Source organism: Halomonas colorata (assembly GCF_014897985.1).
Taxonomy (GTDB): domain Bacteria; phylum Pseudomonadota; class Gammaproteobacteria; order Pseudomonadales; family Halomonadaceae; genus Vreelandella; species Vreelandella colorata.
The window spans coordinates 1-17,373 of sequence record NZ_JABUZA010000016.1 but is presented as its reverse complement, the minus strand read 5'-3'; the positions used below and the strand labels follow the sequence as shown (position 1 = coordinate 17,373).

The 17,373-nt window shown below is 51.0% G+C and carries 13 protein-coding genes, 4 pseudogenes and 1 other annotated feature; of the genes and pseudogenes, 9 read left to right on the top strand and 8 right to left on the bottom strand.

All coding sequences use genetic code 11. The annotated features are described in order from the left end of the window. Entirely contained in the window at positions 1-912 is a 912-nt protein-coding gene (locus INT33_RS09930) for a ketopantoate reductase family protein (protein WP_193091788.1), read from the top strand. A 140-nt stretch (positions 913-1,052) separates the two neighbouring features. Here the strand turns inward: INT33_RS09930 and INT33_RS21560 are convergent. Then, positions 1,053-1,280 (bottom strand): annotated as a pseudogene (locus INT33_RS21560) (hypothetical protein); the annotation flags it as partial. Here INT33_RS21560 and INT33_RS09925 point away from each other — a divergent pair. Then, positions 1,269-2,279: an IS4 family transposase gene (locus INT33_RS09925; RefSeq protein ID WP_226940143.1), complete on the top strand. Its 1,011-nt coding sequence runs from the start codon at positions 1,269-1,271 to the stop codon at positions 2,277-2,279. The pseudogene INT33_RS21560 and the gene INT33_RS09925 sit on opposite strands and share 12 nt — an antisense overlap. Here INT33_RS09925 and INT33_RS21160 read toward each other — a convergent pair. From INT33_RS21160 to INT33_RS09905, 3 genes and pseudogenes are all read right to left on the bottom strand, one after another. Further along, positions 2,257-3,389, bottom strand: a pseudogene (locus INT33_RS21160) (transposase); the annotation flags it as partial. The gene INT33_RS09925 and the pseudogene INT33_RS21160 overlap by 23 nt on opposite strands. 125 nt (positions 3,390-3,514) lie before the next feature. Beyond that, positions 3,515-4,624, bottom strand: a complete 1,110-nt coding sequence (locus tag INT33_RS09910; protein ID WP_193091786.1) for a DcaP family trimeric outer membrane transporter — start codon at positions 4,622-4,624, stop codon at positions 3,515-3,517. Positions 4,625-4,698: 74 nt separating this feature from the next. After that, on the bottom strand, positions 4,699-5,664 hold the full coding sequence (locus tag INT33_RS09905) for a TRAP transporter substrate-binding protein (RefSeq protein ID WP_226940142.1): 966 nt from the start codon (positions 5,662-5,664) through the stop codon (positions 4,699-4,701). A gap of 465 nt (positions 5,665-6,129) precedes the next feature. Between INT33_RS09905 and INT33_RS09900 the strand changes: the two genes are divergently transcribed. The 4 genes from INT33_RS09900 (at position 6,130) to INT33_RS09885 (ending at position 10,643) form a co-directional block, all read left to right on the top strand. Next, the gene (locus INT33_RS09900; RefSeq protein WP_193091785.1) at positions 6,130-7,128 is read left to right on the top strand and encodes an IS5 family transposase; all 999 of its coding nucleotides are present in this window, start codon (positions 6,130-6,132) and stop codon (positions 7,126-7,128) included. 296 nt (positions 7,129-7,424) lie between these two features. Further along, on the top strand, positions 7,425-8,531 hold the full coding sequence (locus tag INT33_RS09895; RefSeq protein WP_193091784.1) for an NAD/NADP-dependent octopine/nopaline dehydrogenase family protein: 1,107 nt from the start codon (positions 7,425-7,427) through the stop codon (positions 8,529-8,531). A 24-nt stretch (positions 8,532-8,555) separates the two neighbouring features. Next, entirely contained in the window at positions 8,556-9,551 is a 996-nt protein-coding gene (locus INT33_RS09890; RefSeq protein WP_193091783.1) for a 3-hydroxyacyl-CoA dehydrogenase NAD-binding domain-containing protein, read from the top strand. 60 nt (positions 9,552-9,611) lie between these two features. Continuing rightward, positions 9,612-10,643 carry a TRAP transporter substrate-binding protein gene (locus tag INT33_RS09885; RefSeq protein ID WP_226940141.1) on the top strand — a complete coding sequence of 344 codons (1,032 nt, stop codon included), beginning with the start codon at positions 9,612-9,614 and terminating at the stop codon, positions 10,641-10,643. A 2-nt stretch (positions 10,644-10,645) separates the two neighbouring features. Here INT33_RS09885 and INT33_RS09880 read toward each other — a convergent pair whose 3' ends face one another. After that, on the bottom strand, positions 10,646-11,671 hold the full coding sequence (locus INT33_RS09880) for an AraC family transcriptional regulator (RefSeq protein ID WP_193091781.1): 1,026 nt from the start codon (positions 11,669-11,671) through the stop codon (positions 10,646-10,648). A gap of 157 nt (positions 11,672-11,828) precedes the next feature. Here INT33_RS09880 and INT33_RS09875 point away from each other — a divergent pair, with 157 nt between their 5' ends. Then, positions 11,829-12,305 carry a MarR family winged helix-turn-helix transcriptional regulator gene (locus INT33_RS09875; protein WP_193091780.1) on the top strand — a complete coding sequence of 159 codons (477 nt, stop codon included), beginning with the start codon at positions 11,829-11,831 and terminating at the stop codon, positions 12,303-12,305. A gap of 152 nt (positions 12,306-12,457) precedes the next feature. Here the strand turns inward: INT33_RS09875 and INT33_RS09870 are convergent. Continuing rightward, positions 12,458-13,022: pseudogene (locus tag INT33_RS09870) on the bottom strand (IS630 family transposase); the annotation flags it as partial. Positions 13,023-13,075: 53 nt separating this feature from the next. Here INT33_RS09870 and INT33_RS09865 point away from each other — a divergent pair. After that, positions 13,076-14,289, top strand: a pseudogene (locus tag INT33_RS09865) (IS3 family transposase). Beyond that, positions 13,351-13,467 (top strand) — a sequence feature (AL1L pseudoknot). Its footprint overlaps the pseudogene before it by 117 nt. Positions 14,290-14,692: 403 nt before the next feature. On the opposite strand, the gene INT33_RS09860 reads toward INT33_RS09865, so the two are convergent. Beyond that, positions 14,693-15,748, bottom strand: coding sequence for a TRAP transporter substrate-binding protein (locus INT33_RS09860; RefSeq protein ID WP_193091779.1), 1,056 nt, complete (start codon positions 15,746-15,748; stop codon positions 14,693-14,695). A gap of 165 nt (positions 15,749-15,913) precedes the next feature. Next, a complete protein-coding gene (locus INT33_RS09855) occupies positions 15,914-16,846 on the bottom strand; it encodes a TauD/TfdA family dioxygenase (RefSeq protein ID WP_193091778.1) in 933 nt (310 codons plus the stop codon). A gap of 126 nt (positions 16,847-16,972) precedes the next feature. Between INT33_RS09855 and INT33_RS09850 the strand changes: the two genes are divergently transcribed. Then, a partial coding sequence (locus INT33_RS09850) for a transposase (RefSeq protein WP_193091777.1) occupies positions 16,973-17,373 on the top strand: 401 nt, incomplete at its 3' end.

Sequence of the window (17,373 nt, the reverse complement as noted above, 5' to 3'; positions counted from 1 at the left end):
ATGAAAGTTGCGATTATTGGTGCTGGTGCTATGGGCTGCCTGTTTGCTGCTCGACTCACGTTGAGTGGCAATACGGTATATTTGATTGATGTCAATCCAGCAACGCTGTCGACTATTCTTTCCGATGGTATCAGGCTGGACATGCAAAGGGGCGAGGTGGAACAGGTGCGCGTGCCTATCCATCGGGCGGGAGAGCTGCATGAAGACGTCGACCTTTTACTGATATTAACCAAAGGTAGCGCTACGGAAGCTGCTATTAATGCCTCTAGCTACCTGGTTGGCGTTAATACTTGGGTGTTGACGCTGCAGAATGGGCTTGGCAATGCAGCACTGCTTGCCAAACACATTAAAGCTCCACAGATTCTCCAAGGGATCACGACGATTGCTGCCGATCTTGCATCAGCCGGCGTGGTCAGTAGTAGTGGTCAAGGGATGATTTATTGGTGGAGTTTCACAGGTAGAGAAGAGCCCTTCATGGGGCAGCTGCAGCGTGTTTTGGTGGACGCTGGCCTGCATAGCTGCCTTGATACTGATGTTGAAGTCCGGATCTGGGAGAAAGTGGCATTTAATGCGGCACTCAACGGCTTGTGCACGCTACTGGACTGCATCGTTGGCGAGCTGGATCGCAAGGTTCAAGGACAGCACTTGATCGAAAACATCGTAAGCGAGTGTTGCTGGGTAGCCAAGCAGGAATGCGTTGCCGTTGATCAAAACAGGGTGTTAGCAAGTATTTCTCATGCTATTCACGATCAAGCCCACCATCTTCCGTCCATGCTTCAAGACCGCCGTGCGGGGCGTTCAACTGAGGTTGAAAGCATTCATGGCGCCATTGTATGTATCGCCAGACAGCACCACCTGCAGGTGCCCGTGCTCGAAACGCTTTATCGGCTGCTTATGCTGGGCGAAGTCTAAGATGATCAATACTGCGTGTTTAAATAGGGGTAGATAACATATGCCGAGATCAATGAACATGAATGCCCACCGACATTGGTGGGTCCCAGGCTACTGACGAACCCATCTATTTCGGTGGGTTCGTTGCTTTCAGAGCATGCTCACATCTGCCGCCTTACTAACGGCCATATCGCGCGGTCTCTGATTATCGTCGAGCATGACGCCCTCTGATAAGCCATATGAGCCCTCAGGTGACGTAAAAACACGTAAAAAAGCCGGCGCCAACGCGCCTGCTCGATCTTCTTGAGGTTTTGGCATGCTGCGGTCAGCAGGCATTGCTCTTTGACACGAGCCAATCCTCGCATTCGCGCATAGCGATGCCCGTGCAAGGGTTGCCCTTGGGTCTAACAGCTGCCAAATTCTGGACGCGGAACAAATTCAAAGGCACAGAAGCTCTCAAGCGCAAGGTTAATCCGACCCGCGTACCCATCGAGCAGAAAGAAAGCATGCGTTGGCTTGACAACCTGCAGCGTTCTACTGAGCTCGCAGGTTCACCTGAACGGTGCGTGCATATCGGTGATCGCGAGAGTGACATTTTTGAACTCTTTTGTCTGGCTCAAGATCTTGGCACTCACTTTTTGATCCGCAGTTGCGTTGATCGTCTCGCCGAGGAGAGAGGCACTACGATTTCTCAAGTGATGGACAAGACTCAGGTCAGTGGAACACACGATATTCACTTTCGTGACAAGCGAGGCAATCAACAGGAGGCGACCCTATCGGTCAAGCATGCAAAGATGGCAGTTTGTCCACCGATTGGGAAACAGAAAAAGTACCCAAAACAGAAGCTTGGTATTATTTTTGCGGAAGAGAAAAACCCACCCGAAGGGCGTTCCCCTATAAACTGGAAGTTGGTCACTAACCTTCCCGTTGCCACTCACGCCGACGCAGTGCAAAAGCTTGTTTGGTATTCACGGCGTTGGAATATCGAGACATTCTTCAAGACGCTGGAAACGGGTTGCCGCATTGAGGATATACGTCTCGCTACAGCAGATCGACTTGCCAACTGCATTGCGCTCTGCTGTGTCGTGTCCTGGCGAATATCATGGTTGACTATACTGCAGCGCCAATCTTCAACGACCTCTCCTGCAGCTGTTTTTACTGATATTGAAAGAACGCTTCTCGACCGATCAATGCCATCAAACAGACAAGGCACACGACGCGATATAGCTTTTTATATGACCGCTGTCGCTCGCCTGGGTGGTTATCTGGATCGCTCAAGTGATCCTCTCCCAGGATCCACCGTTCTATGGCGAGGCTTCATTCGCTTAGCAGATCTTGTTGCTGGATTCCAAGCTGCCAATCCAGATGCATCATCGACTTGTGGGTAATTGCAAGGTTAGTAGATCGCTTACGTCGTTTGTAAAGCTTCTTGCCCAGCTCGGTTAGTCGTCGGGCATCGACCCGATCCTTGTCGTCCTGCCACACGTGCCGCGTGACCGTTTTGATCTGCCTGGCATTGCGGGTACAGGCCGCAAGCCGAGGGCAACCGCAGCAGATATCAGGATCACTGCGATAGTGGCGATAGCCATTTCGATCCGTCGTGGCGTAGATCAGCGATTGACCTTCCGGGCACTGATAGGTGTTGCTGGCCGCGTCGTAGGTGTAGGCGCGCTTGGGAAGATAGCCTTTGAGTTTACTGGGGCGGCGATAGCCAATGACGCCATAGAGGCCACGCTCCTCCAGCCCATGGCAGATAGCTGCCGTAAAGTAACCGGCGTCGAGACCCACACCGACCGGATCAAGGCCAAAGCGCTGGCACTGATGATCGAGACGTGCCAGGTAAGGCACGCTATCGTGCACACTGGCCGGGGTGACAAGGGTATCGGTAATAATGGCGTATTTGCCGTCGACCGTGCGGTGATCCAGATAGAAGAAGCCCGGCGGCTTGCCATCGCGCACTATGTAGCCGCTATCGGGGTCGGTAAGGCTGATCTTCTTTTCTACGGTGGCCGGTGTCTCGACCTCTTGCCGCTCGAAGCAGTGCTTGTTGGCATTGGCCTTGAGATGCGTGCTGTCTTCACCGCCCACCAGACCCTGTGCCATGGCCTGCTCGACGACGGTATAGAAATCTCCTGGTGAATCGTGCTGTCGGAGAAACGGCAGCGCCGGTTCTGACTGATCGTCGAGGCGTCGGGTACCTTGTCGGCCAAACGCAAGCCAAGAAACCAGCGGTAGGCGACGTTAACTTGGATCTCGCGCATCAACTGGCGCTCGCTTCGAATACTGAACAGGTAACCGATAAACAACGCCTTGAAGAGCAGCACGGGGTCGAGCGCGGGCCGACCGTTATAGGCACAGTAGAGATGACGCACTCGATCGCGGATAAAGCTGAAGTGGAGGGCTGCCTCGATCTGACGCAGCAGATGGTTCGGCGGCACGAGTTCCTCGAGCGTTACCATCTCAAGCTCGTGCTGGTGTGGGGAAGGGTCTTTGAGCATATCGGCCATCACTAAAAACGATATGCCTATAAAAACAAAACCCTGACCGAAGGGCCAAGACTTTGTCAGCAGTCTGACGCCCACCGACATCGGTGGGCGTTTTTATCATCTATCGCCGTTTAGCGTTAGAACGTGTAGCGAACCATGCCCTGAACACGAGTGATATCACCGCTGGTACCAGAGGGCTGTTCAGCTTGGTGGTAGCCGACTTCCACACCATAGGATACATGCTCTGTAGGCGACCAGATATAGTTTAAAAAGACGCTATCATAGCGGTCATAGCCATAGAGCGTATTGGGCGGTGCTGGTCTCAGACCCGCAGTATCATCCATATCGGCTTGCACCATGGCATAGGACACATTGACGTTGCCAGGCCCTGCCGGAACGCTGATGCCGGTGGTCGCAGAGGTCGCTTTAATCGTCTCGACACTGCCGTCAGGTGTGGTATACCCAGCCCCGCCGGGGTTGAAAAAAAGATAACCACCGATACCATCACCGTGGGCGACGGCGCCTCTCAAGGTAATACCTGAAGCAAATTGATAAGCGGCGCTAGCGTTGACACCCCAGCCAAAGGCATAGTTGTCTTCACCCGCACTGTCATAGCCTATTTCGCGTACCAGACCACCAATTTCATAGGCGAAGGCGTCAATGCCTTGTGTATAGCGTAGGGTCAGGTTTGGAAGTCGGCTTTGGTTAACACCAGACGCTCCACTGAGAATACCCTCACCCACGCTAAAGCCATCAGGGTCCTCTAGCGCAACCGAGAAGCCTCCCGTGGTGTATCGAAGCTGAGCCAATCTGCCAGGGTTTGGACGGCCTACAGGGCCTGTAAAGTCGATGGTGGGCGTTAAACCAATAAAGCCAGAGAAGTTTGTCCACGTCTTACCAGCGAGAACTCCGTTCCACTCACCATAGGCATGCCGTAAACGAAATCCAGGTCCACCACCGTCATGGAAATCACCCTCAACAACGACGTTGACGGGGCCATTTGAGGTGGGTGTATTGGTTCGTAAACCGATACGGCTGGTATAAGCTCCCATGTCGAGATCGCCATCTGAGCCATCGATATTATCCGGTCTAATGTCGACAAAGGGAGTGAAACCACTAGCTGCATCCATCTTTTTGCCGTCCGTATAAGCGGCATCAAGCTGGACATAGCCATAAACACTCGCTTTCGTTTCGCCTACCTCGAAATCGAGTGCATGAGTTGCCGTTGATAGCCCGATAAATGCCAAGGGGAGTACGTTTTTTACGACAGTTCCGGGTTTTTTGAAATGAACCATTTGTTAGCCTTATTATTAATGAGCTTCTATTTTTGGGTGTATTGATCAATGAGTTCTAGCATCCGGTCATAGAGTGCTTGAGCGGGTAATCCTTGAGCGGCAATCTGCTCAACATACTGCTCATTAAGAGGTTCAAGACGGGCTTCCCAGCGCGCCTGTTCCTCTGCGTCCAGAGTGATAATATTTAAATTATGATTCTCTTGTGCCCAGGAGATAGCATCTTGCACATGGCCATCGAGATATCTTCCTGCATATTGAGATGCTTCGGCGCCAAGTTGATCGATGGTTTGTTGTACATCTTCAGGAAGAGATTCCCAGCGCTCCCGACTCATCACGGCCAGCATCATGACGTTGGACAAGGGGTAGTCGACGACATAGTCAAGATAGCGAGCGTACTGAAGATCCATCAGGGTTTCGCGTGAAGACGCAATGCCTTGAACGATACCTGCCTGAAGTGCTTCGCCAGTCTCCGCCTGCGACATGCCAATAGGCACAGCACCTAACGCGCGCATGGTCTCTGACTCACCTGGCACACGAATTTCCAAGCCGGCCAGATCGTCCAGCGTATTGACTTCGTTGCGGGTCTGGAGATATCCCGGCTCGGAAGTGAATACGGTCATCACTTTGAAGTCTTCGAGATTAAACTGGTCTTGTGGAAATTCCTGTACGAGCTGATAGGCAACCTGACTGGCAACTTCGGCGCTGATATCGAGGCCACTTATATCACCAATCATGTTGAGTAAAGGGAAGCGCGCGGGCTCATAGGAGGTTGTTGTTAAGCCGATGTCAGCGACACCGTTAAGTACTCCATCAAGCATATTGCCAGCTGTAAGTAGGGTCCCTCCAGGGAAGGTATTGACTGACACCTGACCATTTGTTCGCTTCTCTAACTCCTCCGCCCAGAATTGCATCTGCATCCCAGGGAAGGTTTGTGTAGGAGCAAAGAAGGCGTAATTCAAGTTAATGTCACTGGCAAGTGCAGAGCCGCTCATGAGCGCACCCAACATTAGGCTACTGAAGTGAAGATGCGGTGCTTTAGGAAAGGTTAGCATGGGGTACGGGGATGGCTTTTTCATCATAGAAAATTCTCTATTTTATTATTGGTAAATGTTGTGCTTAGGATTTGCCCATAAACATTCAACATCACATGAAAAATAAAGTAAACGGTTGAAACTATGCAGTTCAGTTCTACAACACAGCAAATAAAAGACCAATTTATAAAAATGATAAATAAAATCAAACGATTATTATTTTTTTAAGATTATGGAAATAAAGTCTTTGTATTTTGCCTTTGCCCCTAATTTCCGTGAAGCATCAACAGCGTGCATTTTGCGTTCAAAAAATTAATTTTGGTGCACTTCCGGTTTTTAAGGAAGCGCTGCATAAATACGGGCGTTGCTGCCCAAGTGCCACCGGCAGGGTAAAATAGGGATTTCTACTGTCCGACAGAGTTTTCGATGAAGCAGATCTCGTTTGCTCAGGCTGAGCACCAGAACAAGAAGAAGGTCACTCGCCGGGAACGGTTCCTGGCACAGATGGATGCCCTAATGCCATGGCAACGCCTAATCGAGGCGTTGTCGCCGTCTTACTTCCATAAATCGGCAGGTAAGCGCGGTCGGCCACCGATTGGTCTGGAACGGATATTGCGGGTCTATTTCCTTCAGCAATGGTACGGACTGGCCGACGAAGCACTTGAAGATGCCATCTATGACAGCCAGGCCATGCGTGACCTCATCGGTATCGACCTTGCCATCGAGAGTGTTCCCGACGCGACCACGTTGCTTCACTTTCGCCATCGACTGGAGAAGCATGCTCTGACCCAACGAATCTTCGAGGAGATCAACACCAGCCTGGCCGAACTGGGCCTCTTCATGCGCGAGGACACTATCGTTGACGCCACCATTGTGTCGGCGGCGCCTTTCACCAAGAACAAAGCCAGGCAACGTGATCCGGAGAAGAAGCAAACCCGGAAGGGAAATCAATGGTTCTTCGGGATGAAGGCCCATATCGGCGTCGATGCCGTGACCGGGCTGACCCACAGTGTGGTCGCCACCTCGGCTAATGTCGTCGATGTCACCATGGCGGGGCATCTGGTCCGCGAGGAGGACAAACGGATATACGGCGACGCGGGGTATCTCGGCGTGGCGAAATATCTGGGTGAAGATACGCAGGATTCGGAGACTCGGTGCTGTGCTGCTGTCAGACGCGGCGCGATTAAGAAAATGGAGGACAGCCGGAAGAAAACGCTGCTGCTGGCTCTCGAAAAGACCAAAGCCAGTATCCGCGCCAAGGTCGAGCATCCGTTTCATGTCATCAAGAACCTGTTTGGCTATCGCAAGGTTCGCTACAAGGGGCTGACCAGGAACCAGGCGCAGTTGTTCAGCCTGTTTGCGTTGACCAACCTGGTACTGGCTGGACGATGCCAGAAACACGCTCATGGGGTTAGTAGGTCTTGAAATCCGGCTTGGTAGCCGGCAACACGGCTGCCCGGTAAAAAAGCCACCGGCAGTGGCTAAATAGTGATCGCGGAAGCAATACTTGGGCCACATTGACCGCTTCAGTTGCCCAGAGATGAATTGTTCAGTGCTTCCTTAATCTTTGAATAACCAATTAGCACAGTGAGAAAAAGATCGCCGCCGATCATTCATTGCGTGTTTTGAATACTGCTTGCGCATTCTGGATAGCTGGCAGTCGCGCAATCGCTATACCTTGAAACGGATCTGATAAGGAATTAAAACCGCGAGGAAATACAATGAAAATTAGCGTTATTGGTGGTGGTCATGGGTGTTATGCCGCAGCTATTGAGATGGTTGAAAAAGGCTTTGATGTCACTTTATGGCGTCGTGACAGTGATGCCCTGAACGAGTTGAGCCAACTAGGCTATCTAGACGTTAAGGATGCTCAAGGTGAGCGAAGAGTGCAGGTAGGGAGTGGCCCAGAAAAACTTTCTTTAACTAATGATTTAAGTGAAGCGACTCGCCATGCAAACCTGCTTATTATTCCCTTGCCTTCCACATCTCATGAGGCGCTAGCCGAGCAGTTGGGGCCATTACTTCGCGATGACCAAGTGGTGTTTTTACCGCCAGGCACCTTCGGCTGTTATCTCTTCCAGCGAGTGATGAAGCAGGCAGGTAACCATAGCCGAGTCGCTTTCTGTGAAACAGGAACTCTGCCTTATCTGGCGCGCAAGCATGGCCCCAATAGGGTAGTGATCAGTGTTTACGCAACCCGCCTTCCTACAGGTGTCTTTCCCAGCGAGCTGTCGGAGCATGCTTTTTCAGTGTTGGGCAAGGCCTATCCAAGCGTTGAGCCTATTGAAGACGGCTTGAGTGGAGCGCTGATGAACGCTGGCCCCATTATCCATCCGCCCTTGATCATCATGAATGCCGGACCATTGGAGCACTTCGATGCATGGGACATACATAATGAAGGCACCCAGCCCTCTATTCGTAGTGTGACCACGGCACTCGATAACGAGCGTATTGCTGTACGCGAGGCGCTTGGCTATCGGCCTTCTCACTTTCCACTTGCTAACCATTATGCTAGCGAGGGGGAGGAATGGATGTATGGACGGGGGGCTCACGGAAAACTCACGGATAGTGGTGACTGGCGAGAGAACATCGAGCTGCATAGCCATCGATATATGATGGAAGATACACGACTAGGTCTTTCGCTGATTGTTTCGGTCGGTCGCTGGGTAGGGCAACCGACACCTGTTGCTGAGGGGCTGCTGAACATCGCCTCGGCAATTACCGGTCAGGATCTGTACGCTCAAGGGCGCACGCTGGAAAGCCTGGGACTTGATTCTCTATCCCCAGAGGGCATGCGGCAATTAATGGCGCACGGTATTCAGAACTAAGCCATCAATACAGGAGAGGGCTGCGTGCAAAATCCGATTATTGTATTGGGCGCAGGGCGAATGGGCGAAGGCATCGCACTTTCGTTCATCCTTGCCGGACAAGATGTCGTGTTAGTTGATTTCAAGCCGCGTCCGGCTAGCGAGCGAGAGCACTATTACGCACAGGCGCGTAGCCGTTTGATGTTAGAGCTTACTTATCTTCGAGATAAGCAGTTACTACAGACGGAGCAGATGGCGCCTATGGCGGCACATTTGCACTTTATTGGCCATCAGGAGGTAGTAGCACTGATGGGCGGCAGGCTGGTGTTTGAAGCACTGCCAGAGGTTCTTGAGATCAAGCAGAAAGGACTGGCTTGGGCAAGCCAGCACTTGAGTGAGGAGGTCGTTATCACCTCGACGACCTCTACTTTCCTGGTTAGCGAGCTTTCGGGCATGGTTTCCAATTCAGCTCGTTTCATGAACGCTCACTGGCTTAATCCCGCTCACCTGATGCCGTTGGTCGAGGTCAGTCGCAGCAAAGAGACCGAACAGCGCTACATAGATGTGCTGTTTGACGTACTCAAGGGGATCGGTAAGGTGCCTGTTCTGTGCGAGGCGGCACCCGGCTACATTGTGCCCCGTTTACAGGTACTGCTGATGAATGAAGCCGCACGCCTTGTTGAGGAGGGAGTGGCTAGCGCTGAAGACGTTGATGTGGCGATCAGGGTCGGTCTTGGCCTTCGGTATTCGGTGCTTGGTGTACTGGAGTTTATCGACTGGGGCGGCGGCGATACGCTTTATTACGCATCTAACTACCTATGCGACAAACTTGATGGTCGCTTTAAGTCGCCTGACATCATTACTCAAAATATGCAAAAACAGCGACGTGGTTTTCAGGATGGCGCAGGTTTTTTCGATTACGCAGATGTTGATTTGAAGCAACGCCGCCGACAGCGCTCAGATGCTTTCCTCAAGCGGTTGGCGCTGTTGGAACTCATGCCCGTCGTCAAGGCAAGCGGCGACACCCAACCGGATTCGTAAGTGCTCTCAAGAGGGAAAGGGATCATGAATACCAAACAGTGGGTCAGCAGGTTGCCCGTATTGGCAGCTACTATGGCCTTGATAGGATGTAGCGACACCCAGGATAAGAATCTACCGAGCACCCCTGATGAGGATAGTGCCGTTATTACGTTAAGTTATGCCTTCTTTGCGCCTGCTCAGAGCTTCCCTGCTATTCAAATGAAGCGCTGGGCAGAGGAGATCAATGAGCGAACAAATGAGCGTGTCGAGGTCTCGCTTTTCCCTGGAGGGACATTGCTTACCGCTAGCAACATGTACGACGGTGTGCTCAACGGCGTGGCCGATATTGGTCTTTCCGCCACTTCCTATGAGCCGGGGCGTTTTCCACTGATCAATCTAACTGGGAGCATGACAGGTCAAGACGTTAACTCCGAAATTGCCAGCCGAACGGTCTATCAGCTTACCCAGGAATTTGGCGAACAGATGCCGGGACTTGATGGGTTCAAGGTGATCACAGCGTTTACCTCGGAGCCAGCTTACCTCCAAACCATTGGCCCCGTCCGCCAGCTCGAAGATGCAGAGGGGCTGGAAATCAGGATTTCTGGCGATAACTCTAGGGCGCTGGATGCATTGGGCATTACCGCTGTCGGCATGTCCCAAGCGGACGCCGGCGAAGCCTTACAATCAGGCATTATCGATGGGTACGCGGCTTCCCGAGAAGTGCTGATGGATTTGCAATTTGCGCGTAATGTCAAGCATGTGACCGATTATCCGTTGACTAATACCATCTTTGCGGCGTTGATGACCCAGGAAAAATGGGAATCGTTACCCCCTGATGTGCAAGATGTGATTGATGAACTTGCATCAGAGATGGCGGCGTTCACCGGTCAGTATCTTGACGAGCATATTCAGCGCTCCCTAGAGTGGGCGGAAGACGAAGAGGGTGTTGAGGTGATCTCTCTCTCCGCGGAGGAAACGGCTCGCTGGAATGAACGGCTGGCGCCAGTCAACGACATAATACTCTCGGACGCAGACGGGCAAGGACTGCCCGCATACGACTTTGTGGCACGCATGAATGAACTCTTTGAGACATACCGTGCCGGGGTGCAGTAACGCTAGCAAAGAGATGAGGAGTCGAGGGGGAGCGTTCTGTTCATTGTATGGTGGTGGTTGGCGTGCAGCGTTTGTACTGGTGTGACGCCATAAACTTCTCTGTACTGTGTGGTAAAATGCCCCAGACTATTGATGCCATGCTGCAGTACGATATCGGTAACGCGCTGGCCCCGGGGGGCTTTCAAGAGAGTTTCATGCACGCTTTGCAGACGTTGCTGTGTAAGGTAGGCCTTGGGTGAAAGCCCTATAAACTGTTGGAAACCATATTGCAGCGTGCGTGTCGACACTCCTACCTTATGCGCCAAAGTATTAAGAGCGATGCCCTGTTTCAGGTGTTGATCAATATGCTGCTTAGCGCTTTTCACATAGTGAGGAAGTGGTGAGGTATTTGCCTGCAAGCGCTGGCTATAGTTATGCTTGAAAAGCCCTAGAAGGCTGTCATAGAGGTAGTCTTCCATCCGCTTGACCTGCTCCTCAGAGCCAGGATGCTTAAGATGCAAATCAGTGAAATGGGCAAAGTACTTGATAGTATTGAGCAGGAACTCTGTGCCTGGCGAATGCTCGGGAGCATAGTGATCAAAGATAATCGGTAGATTAACAGGCTGCTGGAGGCGGCGGGCTAATCGTTGTTCTAACTGATGACGAGGAATGCGCACAATAATGTTATGGCAATTTTGCGAGGTTTGAATAAGCGCACGTTGGCAGGGGGAAGTCACAGTCACGCCGCCTTGAACCATACTCACTTGCCGATCGTGGTAAATAATAACCCCCTGACCCTCAAGCGTGACACGAAATAGGTAGACGTTAGCCTCATCCTCCGGATCGATTTCGACGTTGGCACCGTACTGCAATTCAATAATCGACAACTGATCAAAACTTACGGCGCTCATACGAGATGCCAGCGGTGTTCCGTCAAACAGGCGCATATTATGCGGGCATAAGTAATGGGCGACACGTTCTCGGATAGCGTCTTGTGAATCTGTATGGAGTACGCCGTGTTTCTGCAACAGAAATGACGTTTTAGCCATGTTTTACCTCAAGGGTTGACCTCATCAATATATCTGGAAGGTGAATAGGCGTGCTACGTTAAAGCGTCAATGGCAGGCTATCTTCTTGGGCTGCATCTACTTACACTCTATTCGTTATATGCTAGAATAATCTACTATTTTTTTGGGTGGCATATCTATGGTCGATAAGGAAGGATTATCCTCTTCGTTTTTTCCTCTGGCCGATGATTTCCGTTCGCGCGACTTCCCTTTTTATTGGGTCGCAAGGCTGAATGCAAAGCACTGCGCTGATGTGGATTTCTTACTGAAACCACATGGCCTCAGTTCTTCAAAATGGCGCATATTGATGATTCTGCATGAGCATGGGCGTCTTAGCATGTCGGATATATCAGTACATGCTGTTGCAAAGCTATCAACCATCACCAAAATTGTATATCGCATGCAAGAAGCTGGGTTACTGACAACCGAAGTAAGCCCTCAGGATGGACGGGTTACTGAAGTTGAGATTACCGAAATGGGTGAAGCAAAGCTGGATATTGCAAGACAAGTCACAGGCCGTTTAGTGGAAAAAGCGTTCGCCGATTTCAGCAAGCAGGAGGTTGTTTACATTAACCAGTGCCTGAGTAAGATGTTCCATAATTTGAATGCTATCTAAATCATAAATTTTTAGCGATTACATCTGCTGTTTAAATCCACTTTGTTACCATGATAGCTATAATAATTTTCCTACTTTGTTAGCAGTGAGAGCCTTTTATCCTATAGCCCACCCCAGCCTGTTAGCATCGCTATTGCCTGTAGCTTAAGTGCCTATTCAAAACTAATCGTGCGATCAGTGCCGTAGCCACTCAGCAGGCAGTGTACCTCATTACACAGGCGATCAAACGAGAGGTAAGCTCTCAAGGGCAGCCAGGTATATTTCGTCTAACGCCACAGAATCTCGATCAGATTCAGCTCCGGTGAGTAGGCCGGCAGGTAGCCCAGATGCACCCGATGTGACATCCAGTCTACTATCCTGCGCCTGAATGCCCTGGAGCGATGCATGCTGGCATTGTCCAGCACCACAACAGCGAAGCTCTCCGGATCCTTTTGGACCATAAACCGGTCAAACGCTTCGATAAGTGTCTGTCCCCGATTGTTGTGTGATAAACCAGCTTTCCGGCTTGACCGAGAAACCCCAGTACGTTTAGCTTCGTCCACGGGAATAGGCAGTTACCTCCCATGGTTTGCCGATTGGGCTCCACGCATATGGTACCGACGATGCTTGCGAAAAGCCTGATTCATCAAAGCAATAGAACTCGAGATCGCCCTGATCCTCGCGTGCCTGAAGCGCCTTCAACAGGTCCTGAGTATTGTGGAAATCCTTTTCGTTACGACGTGAACCGCCCCGGCTTTACCGGAGACTCCATATCTTGAGAGGGTGGAGTTATGAACTCACCAAAACGATATTCCCCAGAAGTCCGGGAGCGAGCTGTTCGATTAGTCCTTGAACAGCAAGGCGAATACCCGTCCAAGTGGGCGGCGATCTGCTCCATTGCCAGCAAGTTTGGCTGTTCACCAGAGACCTTAAGAGCCTGGTGCAAACGCTTAGAACTCACGCAGGAAGATAGCTCGGCTGACCTGCCTGAAAATGAACGACTCAAGCAGCTAGAGCGTGAAAACGTCGAATTGAAGCGCGCCAATGAAATTCTCCGTAAGGCGGCTGCTTTTTCCGCCCAGACGGAGTTCTACCGCAAACCCAATTGATGGTGTCATTTATCGACGAGCATCGTGCTCAGTTCGGGGTCGAGTCGATTTGTAGCCAGCTGCCAATCGCCCCATCGACGTATTACCACCACAAGGCACTTGAGCCCGATTCTGAGCGGCGGGCAGATCGATATCGGCAGGAAGCGTTTCTTACCGCTGAGATTCTGCGAGTGTGGGAAGAAAACTTCTGCGTCTACGGTGCTCGTAAGGTCTGGCGGCAACTCCGCCGTGGGGGCGTTAATGTTGCTCGTTGCACTGTAGAACGGCTCATGCAACGCCTGGGAATTCGCGGCGTGGTGCGAGGCCAACGCCCCTCACGACCATCAGTGATCCCGGTCAGAAACGGGCACCTGATTTAGTGAAGCGTGACTTTACGGCCATGCGTCCAAATCAGCTTTGGGTGGCCGATTTTACCTATGTCGCTACCTGGTCTGGCTTCATTTACGTTGCGTTCGTTATCGATGTTTATGCACGCTGTATCGTGGGTTGGCGTGTAGCAACGTCGATGAGAACGGCACTGGTGCTGGACGCTCTGGAGCAAGCTCTGTGGGCACGAAAACACAGACACGGGTTGATCCACCATAGTGATAGGGGGAGCCAATATCTCTCGATCCGCTACACCGGGCGTATGGCTGACGAGGGTATCAATGCCTCAGTCGGCACCACCGGCGATTCCTACGACAATGCGCTGGTCGAGACCATAATCGGCTTTCAAAACGGAGGTGATCCATCATCGTGGCCCATGGAAGGGACTGGATGCCGTTGAGTATGCCACGCTGGAATGGGTTGACTGGTTCAACAGTCGCCGACTGCTGGAACACATCGGAAACGTTCCACCAGCAGAACGAGAAAGGACGTATTATCGTCAATTGGAGGAGTCGGGTGAAGCTACTTGACTCAAACAAACCGATCTCCGGAATAACCGGGGCGGTTCAGATTACATTGCTGGACTGGATGCCGATAACGCAACCATGCCAGAGGCCATTGGGTACTTTGACCAAGTAACTGCTTGTAGACGATAAGGGAAATGTGCTACCAAAATATCCAGTTCCACATGGGCCTTGTTCAGCTGTGCATAAGCCAGTGAGGGGGAAACCACTACTGGTGTCAACCAGCCAACAACCTAGCTAGTTCCCCCAAAAGAAGGTCCCACCTGCCGCATCACTATATTGGCTGTCACCAAGAACACCCAGCAGTCCACGGCCTATCAGCAAATTGAGTCTATACATGTATCGATTGCCCCACTGCCTCAATCACTCCTGGCGACATAGGGTCACCAAGAGTAGGAACGATCCCGGCTCAGGGATGGCGATAACTCTGAATCAATTCCATCATACGGTCATAAAACTCATAAGCTGGCAGCCCCATCTCAGCCGCCTCCGTCAAACGTGCCTCGTTGATTGGTTTCAGGCGTTCAGCCCAACGTTCTGCCTCCTCGTCACTCAGTACCAGAGTCTCAACACCATGGTTCTCAGCGGCCCAGTTCAGTGACTCTTCAATATGGCTATCTAAGTAGTCGCCAGCGAAGTGGGCCACCTCGGCGCCCAACTCATCAATTACCTGCTGGACATCCTTAGGGAGAGAGTCCCAGCGCTGACGATTCATTACTGCCACTAGAAAAGCATTAGTCATTGGATAATCAGTGACATACTTAACACTACGAGCATATTGGAGATCCATCAATCCTTCTCGTGAACTCACATAACCATCAACCACACCCGCCTGTAGAGCCTCGCCCACCTCAGCTTGGCTCAGCCCTACTGGCACCCCTCCGAGAGCCTCTATTACATCAGTATTATCGCCCGGAACTCGAAGTTCCAGCCCTTCTATATCTTCCAGAGATGTCACTGGTTTTTTACTGTGTAAATAGCTAGGCTGAATAGCAAAAGCAATAACAACCTTAAAGTCCTCTAAGCCTAGTTGCTGAGGAGGGAATTCATTAACCAAATCATAGACTACTTGACTCCCGACTGTAGAATCAATATCAATACCAGTAAGCCCTGACGCCATATTCAACAAGGGAAAACGAGCCGGCTCATATGAAGTGACAGAAAGACCTATATCGGCGACACCACTCTGCACGCCATCATACATATTGTTGGCAGTTAGCAGAGTTCCACCGGGAAAGGTGTTGACCGATACTCGGCCATCGGTACGCCGCTCAAGTTCTTTTGCCCAATGCTCCATCTGCACTGCAGGAAAGGTCTGAGCCGGCGCAAAGAAAGCGTAGTTAAGAGTGATTTCGCTCGCCTGCACCTGCATCATAATGAGCGGACTAACTAGGAGAGCACCTAAGGTGAAGGAACGGGCCAAGCGCTGGTGAGTCGAGTACGAATTTGTTGTCTGCTTCGTCATGACGTTTAAGCCTATAAGTTTGTTGTTGTACCAGGCGCATCGGTTGCACCAATGCACCCAATATCACATGAATTTTATAGCAAGCCCACAGCCCTTCCCCAATACTTCTTAGGTCGGCCCACCACACTCAACCTTGCCAGTTTAAGTTATGTAGGTTTCATACTCTCAATCCGAGAACCCATTCCGACCTGGAAAATCCGGTGCCAATTTTCGAGCATTTGGCATCTTCAGCCACAGTCGCAGCAGCTTTCTCTTAAGCTGCTCGTCAGCGTAGTCTTCGAATGCGCTCCTCGAGTGCAAAACCATATAGTTATTAGCAAACTGAATATCTCCAGGCTCCAGCATCATATCTAGTTTAATCTCGTTGCGGTGAATAATATCGTCAACAAGATCCAACGCTGCCTTTTGATCCGCCGAAAGAGGTTCGCCCTTAAGTTCATGACCTAGATCAATATACTTCCTGAGATATCGACAGCTCAGCTTTCCCTCATGATAGCTAAAAATTGGACAAGGAGTATAGTTATCATCTCCAATATGAGCGAAATAGAAAGGGGTATATAGAACTTCGAGCAGATCTGGAGCCTCCTCTAAGATAGTGTTATAAATAGCTGCTGCACTAACCAAGCTACTTACACCACCCAATTTTGCCTTATTTATGGAAAGGAGGCCCACAACATCCGAAAGATCCGTATGGTAAGGCAAATAGGAATTTGTTTCATAAACTCTGGCACGCTTATCGTTAACGTTACCAACGTTCTTCACTACACCTAGCATATCTCCTTTAGGATTCTGAGTAACCGGCCTTCCCATATGCAGGCCTAGCCCATAATAGATAGATGCCAGATCCTCCTCACTATACTTACCAGCATCAAGGCCACGAATTAAAAGAAAACCTTTACCATTCTCTAGCTCTTCATTAATGCTTTCTATCCGTGACTTAATATTATGGATAGGAAAGTCTTCCTTGTTAAAATTAGGCGCTATCCCCCCCTTTTTCTTGAGATGGCTCAGAGCGTCATTAATTACTCTTAGTTCTTCGTCAGTAAATTCCCAAATCCATGAACGGCTATCGCAGATCTCCGAACCTTTCCAAGCCATCTCACCTTCAACCTTACCATTAAAAATCCTAGCCCGGATTTCTCACAGGGTATAAAAGAAAGCGGCTGAAAGTGTTAACGTTTCAGGGCCTTACACCAAAAACCAACACCAACAGCCGCTTCCAAAATGGTACCTGAAAAGCTGACCTTCTCGCCACTCTCTCGCCGCCAAATTGAAGCCGACTTCTCCGGGGGCCACATTACGTCGGACGCCGGATTACTCCTGCTTCGTGAAGTCGATAAACAGCATCGCCTAACACGCCGCTTGGCCGCCGTGCTTCATGATCCCCGCTCACCGGAACAGGTTCGTCATAAGCTCGACACGTTGGTTCGTCAGCGGGTGTTCGGTGTCGCCGCTGGCTATGAAGATTTCAACGACCATGAGGCCCTGCGCTATGATCAGGCCCTTCAGACAGCGCTCGGTGAAGAGGATACGCTGGCAGGCAAGTCGACGCTGTGCCGGGTGGAGCAGAACGCCGATCGGCAAGCAATAGTGAAGGCCCATGAGTTGCTGTGGCATCACTTCAT

Excerpts from the sequence above, each read along its gene's own strand:
- INT33_RS09895 (WP_193091784.1), top strand. The coding sequence starts at position 7,425 with ATGAAAATTAGCGTTATTGGTGGTGGTCATGGGTGTTATGCCGCAGCT.
- INT33_RS09855 (WP_193091778.1), bottom strand. The coding sequence starts at position 16,846 with ATGGCTTGGAAAGGTTCGGAGATCTGCGATAGCCGTTCATGGATTTGG.
- INT33_RS09930 (WP_193091788.1), top strand. The coding sequence starts at position 1 with ATGAAAGTTGCGATTATTGGTGCTGGTGCTATGGGCTGCCTGTTTGCT.
- INT33_RS09880 (WP_193091781.1), bottom strand. The coding sequence starts at position 11,671 with ATGGCTAAAACGTCATTTCTGTTGCAGAAACACGGCGTACTCCATACA.
- INT33_RS09900 (WP_193091785.1), top strand. The coding sequence starts at position 6,130 with ATGAAGCAGATCTCGTTTGCTCAGGCTGAGCACCAGAACAAGAAGAAG.
- INT33_RS09860 (WP_193091779.1), bottom strand. The coding sequence starts at position 15,748 with ATGACGAAGCAGACAACAAATTCGTACTCGACTCACCAGCGCTTGGCC.
- INT33_RS09905 (WP_226940142.1), bottom strand. The coding sequence starts at position 5,664 with ATGAGCGGCTCTGCACTTGCCAGTGACATTAACTTGAATTACGCCTTC.
- INT33_RS09925 (WP_226940143.1), top strand. The coding sequence starts at position 1,269 with ATGCCCGTGCAAGGGTTGCCCTTGGGTCTAACAGCTGCCAAATTCTGG.
- INT33_RS09875 (WP_193091780.1), top strand. The coding sequence starts at position 11,829 with ATGGTCGATAAGGAAGGATTATCCTCTTCGTTTTTTCCTCTGGCCGAT.